General features: G+C 53.3%; 12 protein-coding genes. 6 read left to right on the forward strand and 6 right to left on the reverse strand.

What is annotated here, in order from left to right; genetic code table 11:
• Positions 1-2: 2 nt before the first annotated feature.
• Genes prmC through hemA form a run of 3 tightly spaced genes read right to left on the reverse strand, consistent with a single transcriptional unit; the run spans position 3 to position 3,222 of the window.
• Positions 3-842, reverse strand: a complete 840-nt coding sequence (prmC, locus tag ACRQ84_RS07140; protein WP_483817592.1) for a peptide chain release factor N(5)-glutamine methyltransferase — start codon at positions 840-842, stop codon at positions 3-5.
• The gene (gene prfA / locus ACRQ84_RS07145) at positions 842-1,924 is read right to left on the reverse strand and encodes a peptide chain release factor 1 (protein ID WP_064738964.1); all 1,083 of its coding nucleotides are present in this window, start codon (positions 1,922-1,924) and stop codon (positions 842-844) included. Before prfA ends, prmC begins: the two co-directional genes overlap by 1 nt.
• A 41-nt stretch (positions 1,925-1,965) precedes the next feature.
• The gene (gene hemA, locus ACRQ84_RS07150) at positions 1,966-3,222 is read right to left on the reverse strand and encodes a glutamyl-tRNA reductase (protein ID WP_064738965.1); all 1,257 of its coding nucleotides are present in this window, start codon (positions 3,220-3,222) and stop codon (positions 1,966-1,968) included.
• 216 nt (positions 3,223-3,438) lie between these two features.
• On the opposite strand from hemA, the gene lolB reads away from it, so the two are divergent.
• The 4 genes from lolB to ACRQ84_RS07170 all read left to right on the forward strand — a co-directional run bounded on the left by lolB (position 3,439) and on the right by ACRQ84_RS07170 (position 7,402).
• The gene (gene lolB / locus ACRQ84_RS07155) at positions 3,439-4,062 is read left to right on the forward strand and encodes a lipoprotein insertase outer membrane protein LolB (protein WP_064738966.1); all 624 of its coding nucleotides are present in this window, start codon (positions 3,439-3,441) and stop codon (positions 4,060-4,062) included.
• Positions 4,059-4,916, forward strand: a complete 858-nt coding sequence (ispE, locus tag ACRQ84_RS07160; RefSeq protein ID WP_483817593.1) for a 4-(cytidine 5'-diphospho)-2-C-methyl-D-erythritol kinase — start codon at positions 4,059-4,061, stop codon at positions 4,914-4,916. The genes lolB and ispE overlap by 4 nt, the downstream gene beginning before the upstream one ends.
• Before the next feature lie 136 nt (positions 4,917-5,052).
• Complete coding sequence (gene prs, locus ACRQ84_RS07165; RefSeq protein WP_006118899.1) at positions 5,053-6,000, forward strand: ribose-phosphate diphosphokinase; 948 nt, start codon at positions 5,053-5,055, stop codon at positions 5,998-6,000.
• Positions 6,001-6,226: 226 nt separating this feature from the next.
• Complete coding sequence (locus ACRQ84_RS07170; RefSeq protein WP_483817594.1) at positions 6,227-7,402, forward strand: GGDEF domain-containing protein; 1,176 nt, start codon at positions 6,227-6,229, stop codon at positions 7,400-7,402.
• Here the strand turns inward: ACRQ84_RS07170 and ychH are convergent.
• Positions 7,399-7,674, reverse strand: a complete 276-nt coding sequence (ychH, locus tag ACRQ84_RS07175) for a stress-induced protein YchH (RefSeq protein ID WP_064738969.1) — start codon at positions 7,672-7,674, stop codon at positions 7,399-7,401. The genes ACRQ84_RS07170 and ychH overlap by 4 nt on opposite strands.
• Before the next feature lie 259 nt (positions 7,675-7,933).
• Here ychH and pth point away from each other — a divergent pair, with 259 nt between their 5' ends.
• Together pth and ychF are read left to right on the forward strand one after the other, a co-directional pair.
• On the forward strand, positions 7,934-8,521 hold the full coding sequence (gene pth / locus ACRQ84_RS07180) for an aminoacyl-tRNA hydrolase (RefSeq protein WP_064738970.1): 588 nt from the start codon (positions 7,934-7,936) through the stop codon (positions 8,519-8,521).
• Between the two features lie 111 nt (positions 8,522-8,632).
• Positions 8,633-9,724 (forward strand): redox-regulated ATPase YchF, encoded by a 1,092-nt coding sequence (gene ychF, locus ACRQ84_RS07185; RefSeq protein ID WP_061718538.1) that lies wholly within the window; start codon positions 8,633-8,635, stop codon positions 9,722-9,724.
• Positions 9,725-9,792: 68 nt separating this feature from the next.
• On the opposite strand, the gene ACRQ84_RS07190 is transcribed toward ychF, so the two are convergent.
• Together ACRQ84_RS07190 and ACRQ84_RS07195 are read right to left on the reverse strand one after the other, a co-directional pair.
• A complete protein-coding gene (locus ACRQ84_RS07190; RefSeq protein WP_483817595.1) occupies positions 9,793-11,028 on the reverse strand; it encodes an MFS transporter in 1,236 nt (411 codons plus the stop codon).
• A gap of 63 nt (positions 11,029-11,091) precedes the next feature.
• Positions 11,092-12,045 carry a sugar phosphate isomerase/epimerase family protein gene (locus tag ACRQ84_RS07195; protein ID WP_483817596.1) on the reverse strand — a complete coding sequence of 318 codons (954 nt, stop codon included), beginning with the start codon at positions 12,043-12,045 and terminating at the stop codon, positions 11,092-11,094.
• Positions 12,046-12,208: the final 163 nt, after the last annotated feature.

Raw genomic sequence — 12,208 nt, forward strand, 5'->3', positions numbered from 1 at the left:
CGTTATTCCTTATTAAAAAATTGTCCTAGTGTGACGCGCGGATTACCGCCGTAATCGTCAACGGTGCTTACCGCCTGATAACCGTGCTGCGTCATGATGGCGCGCACGGCTTCGCCCTGCTGCCAGCCATGTTCCAGCAGCAACCAGCCGCCAGACTGCAACCAGTGCGGTGCGGTGTGAATGATGAAACGTAAATCGGCCAAACCCTGATCGTCCGCCACCAGCGCACTGAGCGGCTCAAAGCGCACGTCACCCTGCTGCAGATGTTCATCGGCGGCATCAATATAGGGCGGATTACTCACAATGAGATCAAAACGTTGGGTGGGAAGATCGTGAAACCAGTTGCTGAGGATAAAACGGGCGTTATCAATGTGGAGACGTTGTGCGTTGTACTGCGCCAGTTCTACCGCCGCCGCAATGCGATCGCAGCCGATAACCTGACAGCCAGGCCGTTCGCTGGCGAGTGCCAATGCAATCGCGCCAGTGCCGGTGCCCAAATCCAACAGTGAGGTTGCCGTTACCGGCAAATGTGCCAGCGCTTGCTCCACCAGCACTTCGGTATCTGGACGCGGAATCAGCGTGGCATCGCTCACGCGCAACGGCAGCGACCAGAATTCTCGCTCGCCAACCAGATGCGCAATTGGCTCACCCTTGACGCGGCGTGCCAGCAGCGCATTCAGCTGTTCCAGTTGCTGCGCGTCCAGTTCCGCGTCGTCAAACGCAATCAGCCAACTGCGAGGTTTGCCCGTCACAAAACCCAGCAAAATTTCCGCGTCACGCTTCGGGCTGTCGCCGCCACAGAGCGCGACGACAGCCTGTTGAAGCCAGCGACGGATGAGCATTAATCCTGTCCAGCCAGTGCGGCCAGCTGATCGGCTTGATACTCCTGCACAATCGGCTCAATCAGCGCATCCAGCTTGCCTTCCATCACCTCATCAAGACGGTAGACGGTAAGGTTGATGCGGTGATCGGTCACGCGACCCTGTGGGAAGTTATAGGTGCGGTTACGATCCGAACGGTCGCCGCTGCCGAGCAGGTTACGACGCGTTGAGGCTTCAGCGGCATTACGCTTGGCGGTTTCCGCAGCGTGAATACGCGCACCCAGCACCGCTAAGGCTTTAGCTTTGTTTTTGTGCTGTGAACGTTCATCCTGACACTCCACGACAATGCCGGTTGGCAAGTGGGTGATACGAATGGCGGAATCGGTGGTGTTAACGTGCTGGCCACCCGCACCGGAGGAACGGAAGGTGTCGATTTTCAAATCGCCCGCGTTGATTTCCGGCATTTCTGCTTCTGGCAGTTCCGGCATCACCGCAACGGTGCAGGCTGAGGTGTGAATACGCCCTTGTGATTCGGTTTCTGGCACGCGCTGTACGCGATGACCACCCGATTCAAACTTAAAGCGCCCATAAGCACCGTCACCGCTGATGCGGGCGATCACTTCTTTATAGCCGCCGTGCTCGCCTTCGTTAGCGCTGATGATCTCGACCTGCCAGCGACGCGCTTCGGCGTAACGGCTGTACATGCGGAACAGATCGCCGGCAAAAATCGCGGCTTCGTCACCGCCGGTACCGGCACGCACTTCGACAAAGCACGAACGTTCATCATCGGGATCTTTCGGCAGCAGCAGCACTTGCAGCTGTTGTTCCAGCACTTCACGCTTCTCGCGTGACAGTTTTAATTCTTCCTGCGCCATCTCGCGCATTTCCGGGTCTTCCAGCATCATTTCGGCAGTTTCAACATCTTCCTGCACCTGCTGCCACTCGCGGAAACAACGGGTGACGTCGCTAAGCTGGGCATATTCGCGTGATAACGCACGGAAACGATCCTGATCGGCAATCACGCCGGCATCGCCCAGCAACGCTTCCACTTCCTCGTGGCGTTCCTGGAGCGCTTCCAGCTTGGCAACAATAGAGCTCTTCATGTAATAGCGGGTATCCCAGTGATAGATCGTGACTTACCAGATTACTCTAAACCGAGGCTGTCACGTAAGATCTGCAGGCGTTCGCTGTCGCCGTCGCGCGCGGCCTGCTGCAGTGATTTGGTTGGTGCATGAATTAAACGATTGGTCAGCTTGTGGGCCAGTTCCTGCAGTACTTTCTCGGCGTCAGCGCCCTGCCGCAACGCCATGACAGCACGTTCATGCAGTTCGGCGCGCACCTGATCGGCCTGCGAGCGATATTCGCGGATGGTCTCGACGGCGCTTTGCGCGCGCAGCCAGGACATAAATTCACCGCTTTCCTGCACCACAATGCTTTCAGCCTGCACGGCAGCGGCTTTACGCTGCGCCATGTTCTGCTCAATGATCGCTTGCAGGTCATCAACGCTGTAGAGGTAGGCGTTCGCCAGTTTGCCCACTTCTGGCTCAACATCGCGCGGTACGGCGATATCGACCAGCAGCATGGGCTGATTGCGACGCGCTTTCAGCGCGCGCTCCACCATCCCTTTCCCAATAATCGGCAGCGGGCTGGCGGTGGAAGAGATAATAATGTCAGCATCGGCCAGACGGGTTTCGATATCGCCTAAACCAATCACTTCTGCCCCGACTTCGTCGGCCAGCAGCTGCGCGCGTTCGCGGGTGCGGTTGGCGATCATCAACTTTTTAACGTTGTGTTCGCGCAGATGACGCGCCACCAGCTCGATAGTTTCACCCGCGCCCACCAGCAACACGTTAACAGTACTGAGCGATTCAAAGATTTGACGCGCCAGTGAACAGGCGGCGAAGGCGACCGACACCGCGCTGGCGCCAATTTCGGTTTCGGTACGCACGCGTTTAGCCACCGAGAAGGTTTTCTGGAACATGCGCTCCAGTTCACTGCTCAGCGCGTGGTCGCGTGACGAATCAACAAACGCTTTTTTAACCTGACCTAAAATTTGTGGTTCACCCAACACCAGTGAATCCAGCCCACTGGCGACACGCATCAGATGGCTGACTGCCGCGTTATCCTGATGCCAGTAGAGGCTGTTACGCACATCCTCTTCACGCAGATCGTGATAGTCACACAGCCAACGCACCAGCTTCTCCTGCAGGTCGGCTTGCTGCTCTACACTGAGGTAGAGTTCCGTACGGTTGCAGGTCGAGAGGACCACGCCGCTCTGCACCATCGGCTGGGACAGCAGGCTATTCAGCGCCAGTTCCAGCGTGTCTGGTGTAAACGCAACGCGTTCGCGTAGCGCAACAGGTGCAGTTTTGTGGTTAATTCCGAGTGCAAGCAGCGTCATGTGATTCGGGTTGGGATATCCCAATAGTTGTCAGGGTTTTGTGCAGCGCATTCTACAAGATGCCACAGGTCAAGAAAAGCCATACAAAGCCTATGACAGTAATAAGATTAAACTGATCGTGCGCAATTATTGCCATTACAGCATTGACGGCTTACATGCGGATGGTTAGCGTTACCGGTTACGAAGTAAAAACGTGTCTGAGGAGATGACCACGTGATGCAATTGCCCCCGCGCAAGTTACTGCGCCTTTTACCCCTTGCCAGCGTGTTACTGGCTGCATGTAGCGTTAACAAACCACAAGGTCCGGGCCCAAGCACCACATCACCGCAATGGCAGCAGCATCAGCAAGCCGTGGCGAAAATCAGCCAGTATCAGACGCGCGGCGCGTTCGCTTACCTGTCGGATAAGCAAAAAGTGTATGCGCGCTTTAACTGGCAGCAAACCGCTGCCGATCGTTATCGCCTGCTGTTAACCAATCCGCTGGGCAGCACTGAACTGCAGCTGGATGCGCAAGGTTCTGTGGTGCAGATCGTGGATAACAAAGGCAAGCGCTACGTCAGCAACGATGCTGAGAAGATGATTTCACAGCTTACCGGTATGGATATCCCGCTCGCCAATCTGCGTCAGTGGATGATGGGCTTGCCGGGCGATGCCAGCGATTATCAGCTGAACAACAATTACCAGCTGCAGAGCCTGAACTACAGCCGTGACGGTCAGCAGTGGAAGGTAAATATTTCTGATTACGACAGCAAAGTGAATCCGCCGCTGCCGGCCAATCTGGAGTTGTCTGAAGGCGGTCAACGCATCAAATTACGCATGGATAGCTGGACCACCCAATGATCACCACGTGGCCCGCGCCAGCTAAACTGAATCTTTTTCTGTATATCACGGGCCGTCGTCCTGACGGCTACCACAATCTGCAAACCCTGTTTCAGTTTCTTGATTACGGTGACACGCTGGAGATCACCCCGAATAGTAGCGGCGAGATTACGCTGCTAACGCCGCTGGCGGGCGTGCCGGATGACGAGAACCTGATTGTGCGTGCCGCGCAGGCATTAAAAGCGTTCGCCGCCGCACGTGGCACCTTGCCCGCGCAGGCCGGTGCAACCATTGCGCTGGAGAAGGTTTTGCCGATGGGCGGAGGATTGGGAGGCGGTTCATCGGATGCGGCTACAGTGTTAGTGGCACTCAACCATCTGTGGCAAACCGGGCTAAGCGTGGATGACCTGGCTGAGATTGGCATCCAACTGGGCGCCGATGTGCCGGTGTTTATTCGTGGTCATGCGGCTTTTGCTGAAGGCGTTGGCGAGCAGTTGCAGCCAGCCAATCCTGCGGAAAAGTGGTATTTGGTTGCGCATCCTGGCGTGAGCATCGCCACGCCCGTTCTGTTCCGCGATCCCGAGTTGACGCGTGATTCGCCAATCCGCACATTAGATGAACTGTTACAGCGTCCTTTTCACAATGATTGCGAGGCTGTGGCAAGAAAACGTTTTCGTAAGGTTGATGAGCTGCTTTCCTGGCTGCTAGAATACGCGCCGTCGCGCCTGACTGGGACCGGAGCTTGTGTGTTTGCTGAATTTGACACCGAATCCGACGCACGTCAGGTGCTAGAGCTTGCCCCGAAATGGATTTGCGGATTTGTGGCGCGCGGGCTTAATCTCTCGCCGTTGCAGCGCACACTTTCTGGGCTATAAGCGTTTACGTGACAGTGTCACCCGTTCCAGACACTGCACGTTGCGCATTAACACACCCGTATGAACATGCTCTTTGGTATTCGCCGGTTACTCTAGAGCCGTTCATTCTCTGGACGCCAAGCCTGAGGTTCTTCTCGTGCCTGATATGAAGCTATTTGCTGGTAACGCCACCCCGGAACTAGCACAACGTATTGCCAACCGCCTTTACACTAGCCTCGGAGACGCCGCTGTTGGCCGTTTCAGTGATGGTGAAGTAAGTGTACAGATCAACGAAAATGTACGCGGTGGTGATATTTTCATCATCCAGTCCACCTGTGCCCCCACCAACGATAATCTGATGGAGCTGGTTGTGATGGTCGACGCCTTGCGTCGGGCTTCTGCTGGTCGTATTACTGCTGTTATTCCTTACTTTGGCTATGCGCGTCAGGACCGCCGTGTGCGTTCTGCTCGTGTCCCCATCACCGCCAAGGTAGTTGCCGATTTCCTTTCCAGCGTGGGTGTTGACCGTGTTCTCACCGTTGACCTGCATGCTGAACAGATCCAGGGCTTCTTTGATGTCCCGGTGGATAACGTCTTTGGCAGCCCAATTCTGCTGGAAGATATGCTGCAAATTGGACTGGAAAACCCGATTGTGGTTTCCCCAGACATCGGTGGCGTGGTGCGCGCTCGCGCTATCGCCAAACTGCTCAACGATACCGATATGGCTATCATCGACAAACGTCGCCCGCGCGCGAACGTTTCTCAGGTGATGCACATTATTGGTGACGTTGCGGGTCGTGACTGTGTACTGGTCGACGATATGATCGACACCGGCGGTACGCTGTGCAAAGCGGCTGAAGCGTTGAAAGAGCGCGGCGCGAAACGTGTCTTCGCCTACGCCACTCACCCTATCTTCTCTGGCAACGCGGTGGAAAACCTGCGTAAGTCGGTGATCGACCAGGTGATTGTCTGCGATACCATTCCGCTGTCTGAAGAGATGAAATCTCTGCCAAACGTGCGTACTTTAACGCTGTCTGGCATGTTGGCCGAAGCGATTCGTCGTATCAGCAACGAAGAATCTATCTCCGCGATGTTTGAGCATTAATTCATCGCGTGAAACCGGGCCCCGTGCCCGGTTTTTCTTTGGCTCTGCTTTAAACCTTACTCACCGATTAAGCCACTTTCACCACTGATATTTCCCGATAAATTCCGTTAAAACCCGCTATTCTCGCTGCCATTCACTCTTTTATGCCAACTCGCATTGCCGTCCTTTAGCGTTCCAATGATTAATGGTATTTTTCTCCACACTTTTGCTAAGAGCTCCGACCACTATGACTCTCGACATTTACACGCTGTTTGTTTGCGAGCTCTATGTGTTGGGGTTTTTAAGCATCATTTTGGTGTTTGCCTGGGTCGGCGCGCAATATGACCGCGTGTTGGGCTGCACCACACTGGCGCTGGTGTTGACCTTAGGCGCCGTCTTCCTCAGTAGCTTGCGCAGCGCGGGATTCCATTTTTTACCCGTCGCGGTCGGCAATGTGATGTTGCTTTTGGCCTATGGCAATCAGCTCAATGCTTTCCGGCTTTTTTGTAGCAAACCCATTGGATTCAGTTGGTTAGCTGGGGGATTATTATGGGCAATCCTGTGTCTGTTCCCCGAGTTTTACTACAGCCAGCCGAAGCGTGTGCTGGTAATTTGCCTGCTGTGCATTATTTTTACTGGCGCGCTGATCCGCTTGCTGTGGCGGGTTCACGCGTCCTTAACCGTGACCTTCTGGCCAGCGCAAATCCTGCTGTGGATTCATTTGTTGTTTCACGTGGCGCGCCTCTTTCTGGATGATGCAGTGGCGTCACCGGTACGTGGATCGATTGGCGGTTCCAGCTTCTCGGTGTATGTCATTCTCGAATCGATTCTGTTTGTCATCGGCCTAACCTTCACGATTCTGGCAATGGTCAATGAACGCACGCAAATCGCTCATAAGCTGGCCTCCATGCACGATCCGCTCACCAGCGTGTGGAATCGCCGTGCGCTGTTCGAGCAGGCGGAAAAAATAGCGCAGCGCAGCGCGCGCCAGACGCAGACTTTTGTCTACAGTGCGGTTCTGTTCGATTTGGACCATTTTAAAAGCATCAATGATCGCTTTGGTCATCAGCAAGGTGACCAGGTTTTGGTGGATTTTTGTCAGGTGGTGCAGGGGTTATTGCCTGAAGAAGCGCACTTTGCCCGTTTGGGCGGCGAAGAGTTTGCGGCGATTATCCCGGGCGATGCTGAGCAGGCGCAAGTAGTGTGTGAACGTATTCGTTTGGCGACACAGGTGTCGCAACCCAACGACGTACGCTATACCGTGAGTATTGGCTTTGCCACCGCCCTGCAAGCCGGTCAACCTTTTCCGCCGCTGCTGGCGCTGGCCGATGAAGCCTTATATCGCGCTAAAGCCAGCGGCCGTAACCGCATTGAACGTTATTTCACGCCGTTACAGCCGGTGCAGAAAGCGGTGTTGACTTAATGTGATGAGTGGTTGCGGCGGCAACGCTTGTCGCCGTAATGACGCAACCAGTAATAACGATCTTCAACGCGCTCACGTCCACTGACGCGCGCACCTACCAGCCACAGTAAAGCGCCAACAAAGATGCTGAACATTGCACCGTGCGCGAGAAACTGTGGCAGATTGAGTGAAGGAAGCTGATTAATAATAGAATACCCGACGCCCAGTACCATCGTCAGTAAACCTAGACACATCAAACTATTACCTACAACGCGGCATTTTTGACGTTTCATGATCCACCTCCATCCTTATAAAAAAGCAAAACAGCACGTATGGTTAACTAGCCATAAGCTTAGGCAATACCTGCCGCTTAAGTTGCGTACAGGATCACAGTTCCTTCACAACCTTTGACAAATCTTTACCGCCAGCACCTTGATTTCGATAGAAAATGATTAGTCACGAAGAGATATTATCTGCCGTTAACGACCTTTGTCATCCGTGGCGCCAGGCAGTAAACTATCGCCCTTTCCGCAGCAAGACAGGATAAACATCGTGAGCAGCATTAAACTGATTGTGGGGCTGGCTAATCCCGGCGCTGAATACGCCGCAACGCGCCATAACGCTGGCGCCTGGTATGTCGATTTACTGGCGAGCCGCAACAATCAGTCGTTAAAAGACGAGCCAAAATTTTATGGCTACACCGCGCGCCTGTCGCTGGCGGGAGAGGATGTGCGCCTGCTGGTACCCACCACTTTTATGAACCTGAGCGGAAAAGCAGTGGCGGCGATGGCGACCTTCTACCGGATTACGCCGGAAGAGATTTTAGTGGCGCACGATGAGCTGGATTTGCCGCCAGGCGTGGCGAAGTTCAAGCAAGGTGGCGGCCATGGCGGCCATAACGGGCTGAAAGACATCATCAGCAAACTGGGCAACAACAATAATTTTCACCGTTTACGCGTCGGTATCGGCCATCCCGGTGACCGCAATAAAGTCACCGGTTTCGTGCTGGGCAAACCGCCAGCCAGCGAACAAAAACTGATAGACGATGCCGTAGACGAAGCGGTCCGCTGCACCGAATTGTGGCTGAAAGAAGACAAAATTAAGGCAATGAACCGTCTGCACGCGTTCAAGGCTGGCTAAGGCCAATTCCCGCGCCGCAGAAGGCAATTCTGTGTATAATGCGCGAAATTTTTTGAATCTGTCGGTGCTGTTCAACAGCACTGCGCACTCAGTGAGAAAGGTAATCAGACCATGGGATTTAAATGCGGTATTGTGGGCCTGCCGAACGTCGGTAAATCCACCCTGTTCAACGCGCTGACCAAAGCGGGTATCGAAGCAGCCAACTTTCCGTTCTGCACCATCGAGCCAAACACCGGTGTGGTGCCAATGCCCGATCTGCGCCTCGATCAGCTGAGCGAAATTGTTAAGCCACAGCGTGTGGTGCCAACCACCATGGAATTCGTGGATATCGCCGGTCTGGTGAAAGGCGCATCCAAAGGTGAAGGCCTGGGCAACCAGTTCCTGACCAACATCCGTGAAACTGAAGCCATTGGCCACGTAGTGCGCTGCTTCGAGAACGACAACATCATCCACGTTGCGGGTAAAGTTAACCCGGCGGAAGATATTGACGTGATCAACACCGAGCTGGCGCTGTCAGATCTCGACACCTGTGAACGTGCCATTCAGCGTTGCCAGAAGAAAGCCAAAGGCGGCGACAAAGATGCCAAAGCCGAACTGGCTGCGCTGGAGAAATGCCTGCCACACCTGTCAGAAGCGGGTATGTTGCGCGCACTCAATCTGGATGCGGACGAGAAAGCGGCCATCCGCTACCTCAGCTTCCTGACGCTGAAGCCAACCATGTACATCGCTAACGTCAACGAAGACGGTTTCGAAAACAATCCGTATCTTGATCAGGTGCGAGCGATTGCTGAAGCCGAAGGTTCAGTCGTGGTGCCGGTGTGTGCTGCCGTTGAGTCTGATATCGCTGAGCTGGAAGATGACGAGCGCGACGAGTTTATGGCTGAACTGGGTCTGGAAGAGCCGGGCCTAAACCGCGTGATCCGCGCCGGTTATGCACTGCTGAACTTGCAAACCTACTTCACCGCTGGCGTGAAAGAAGTGCGCGCCTGGACCATCCCTGTCGGTGCAACAGCGCCACAGGCGGCGGGCAAAATTCACACCGACTTCGAGAAAGGCTTTATCCGTGCACAGACCATCGCGTTTGATGATTTCGTGGCGTTTAAAGGTGAACAAGGTGCGAAAGAAGCCGGCAAAATGCGTTCAGAAGGTAAAGAGTACATCGTTAAAGATGGCGACGTGATGAACTTCCTGTTCAACGTCTAACCTGTAAACACCAATAAAAAGCCCAGTTTATTAACTGGGCTTTTTTTATAACCAAATTCTCACGTCTGTCAGGCCGTTTTATCCGTCATCGCGACCCTTTCATCCAGTTCTTCTGGTGTTTTCAGGAATGGCGTCAGCAAGCCGCTCAGAACGTACAGCCCGGCATAAATCCCTAATACGCCGCCCGCCCCGAGCGATGAGTAGAACAATGCGGTGATTGCGGGTGCAATAAATGCGCCCAGACCTGCCCCGAGATTCAGTACCGACATGGCCGCACCCTTGCTGTCTGGAGCCAGTAACGGGAACAATGCCGACAGCGGAACATATCCCGCCATGGTGATACCACACAGGCACAGCACGAACGCCATCACATAGAAGTTATGGCCCAACACCTGCGGTACAGCCCATACCAGAATCAACACTGCGGCATAGCCAAAGCCGCCGACCCACATGATGGTGGTACGCCAGCCAAACTTATCGCCGAAGAAGCCAAAAAACAGGTTGGCGAAAATGGCCACCAGGAAGACCGCCGACCACATATGCAGCCACTCGGTTTTGCTGTAGCCAAAACTGATCAGGTACAGCGGCAGGAAGGTCGCTAAGCCATATTGGGCGATGCCATTCACCGACTTCACTACCAATCCCATGGCAATCACCGGCCGCTGCAAAATGGTGATGCCTTTGATCAACTCTGCCGCGCTAAAGGGATGAATTTCAGAAGCAGGCACCACGTCGCGGTTCACCCAAATGCCTAACACTGAGCCCACCACTACAAACGCCATCCCGACCCACAGCACATGAATTTCGCCCATAACCGGCAGTGCCAGCGAGGAGAAGAACGGACCAATGACGCTTAATCCCAGCGAGAAGGTGAACCAGAACCAGCCCACCGCGGTAGAACGGCGTTCCACCGGGGTACTGTAGTTAATCCAGATTAAAAACGAGTAGGCAAACAGCGGATAACCGATGCCGCGAATCGCATAAAAAGGCAGCATCCAGGCCATGTGCATGGTCTTCAACCCTATGCCAATAAACCCGATGCTGCCGATGACGAAGGTAATCAGGCCATACACCATCACTTTGCGCGGGCCGAGGGTTTGCACCAATACGCCGGTCACCCAGGCTGCCAGCGTTACCGTGACACCGTAGGCGGTGATCAGATAAGAGGCTTGCGCGACGGACAGCCCTTTATCCACCAGCCAGAGGGCAATCCACGCTTGTTCTACGCCATCGCCGATCATGAATATCGCGAGACCGATATAGCCCCAAAGCAAGTTTTTTGGCAAACCTATTTTATCGAACATAGTTTTCCCCAGTGCCAGACACTGACTGGTCGTAGTTAATAGAGGTAAGTTTTGATTTTGTTTTTATTCAGCGATCATTTTCATCAGCATGCCCTGCACTTTAAGTGCATCCTGGCTTTTGATCAGCTGATCGATTTCGTCAATGCTCAGGCGATCAATAAAGCTGGAAAGTGCTTTATACATGCGGATGTTCTGTGCGCACTCGGCAACCGGATCTTCACGGCTTGGGAAGGTATCGAAATAGATCAGGCCGCTGAAGTTCACGCGTTTTGCGTAATAGATGTATTCAAGCGTCTGCATCAAATGCACGGAACCCAGCATCAAACCATCATCAAAATGCCCATACCCATCATTCAGGTGGAAACCAATCAAACGGTTTTTGCGTGCGGACTGGAATAATGAAAATGCGGGATTCTCTTTTTTCATGATCATGTGGCAGAAATCGAGAGTAATACCTAGATTGTCGGAGCCAACATCATCAATCAGCATTAACGTTGATGAGACGTCACCAATAAAGGAGAAAGTGCGCGGTTCATAGGGCTTGTATTCAAAACTGAATTGCATGTCCGCATGCGTCTGCGTCACGGTCTGTAGCGCACTGACCAGCCACTCATAGGCGCGGAAGTAATCCTGCTGGAACGGATAATCGTAGCCGTCGTAGCCAAACCACAGCGTGACAGTATTTCCGCCGAGGTATTTACACATTTCTGCGGCCTCGAGGGTGATTTCAATCGCTTTATTACGCAGTGCTGCGTCAGGATTGGTGAATTCGCCATCAATAAACTCTTTGTTATAGCGCAGTGCGATACCGCCGACCTGCAGATTGTTCTTCGCGATAGTCTGCTTGATCAGCTCTTTATCCTGGCCAATAAAATGTTCTGGATAATTCAGTTCAATATGCGTCAAGCCGTCAACGGTACCCATTCGCGTAATAAGATCGCAAGTATCCATGTTGTTCCTGGCCGTAAACAGATCGGCTCTGGATCGAAATGAATTTATACGTGATGAGAATTTCATTTTTAATTACCTTTGATGTGATTTCCATTTTTTTATAAATGAGTTTTCTCATCACGTAAATGCAAACAGACAAATACTACTGCTAATAAAATCAACGCGCGCTTTATAATAGTAAAATTTTACTATGAGTAAAATCTTTAAAATACAATGCGTTAAATATTCA

The sequence above is a fragment of the Pantoea sp. E2023-21 genome, assembly GCF_051302795.1.
In the GTDB taxonomy this organism is placed as follows: Bacteria; Pseudomonadota; Gammaproteobacteria; order Enterobacterales; family Enterobacteriaceae; genus Pantoea; species Pantoea ludwigii_A.

Bases quoted from the DNA above. Each gene is read 5' to 3' on its own strand.
- ACRQ84_RS07170 (WP_483817594.1), top strand. From the start codon at position 6,227: ATGACTCTCGACATTTACACGCTGTTTGTTTGCGAGCTCTATGTGTTG.
- ACRQ84_RS07195 (WP_483817596.1), bottom strand. From the start codon at position 12,045: ATGAAATTCTCATCACGTATAAATTCATTTCGATCCAGAGCCGATCTG.
- ychH (WP_064738969.1), bottom strand. From the start codon at position 7,674: ATGAAACGTCAAAAATGCCGCGTTGTAGGTAATAGTTTGATGTGTCTA.
- lolB (WP_064738966.1), top strand. From the start codon at position 3,439: ATGCAATTGCCCCCGCGCAAGTTACTGCGCCTTTTACCCCTTGCCAGC.
- ychF (WP_061718538.1), top strand. From the start codon at position 8,633: ATGGGATTTAAATGCGGTATTGTGGGCCTGCCGAACGTCGGTAAATCC.
- prfA (WP_064738964.1), bottom strand. From the start codon at position 1,924: ATGAAGAGCTCTATTGTTGCCAAGCTGGAAGCGCTCCAGGAACGCCAC.
- ACRQ84_RS07190 (WP_483817595.1), bottom strand. From the start codon at position 11,028: ATGTTCGATAAAATAGGTTTGCCAAAAAACTTGCTTTGGGGCTATATC.
- ispE (WP_483817593.1), top strand. From the start codon at position 4,059: ATGATCACCACGTGGCCCGCGCCAGCTAAACTGAATCTTTTTCTGTAT.
- hemA (WP_064738965.1), bottom strand. From the start codon at position 3,222: ATGACGCTGCTTGCACTCGGAATTAACCACAAAACTGCACCTGTTGCG.
- prmC (WP_483817592.1), bottom strand. From the start codon at position 842: ATGCTCATCCGTCGCTGGCTTCAACAGGCTGTCGTCGCGCTCTGTGGC.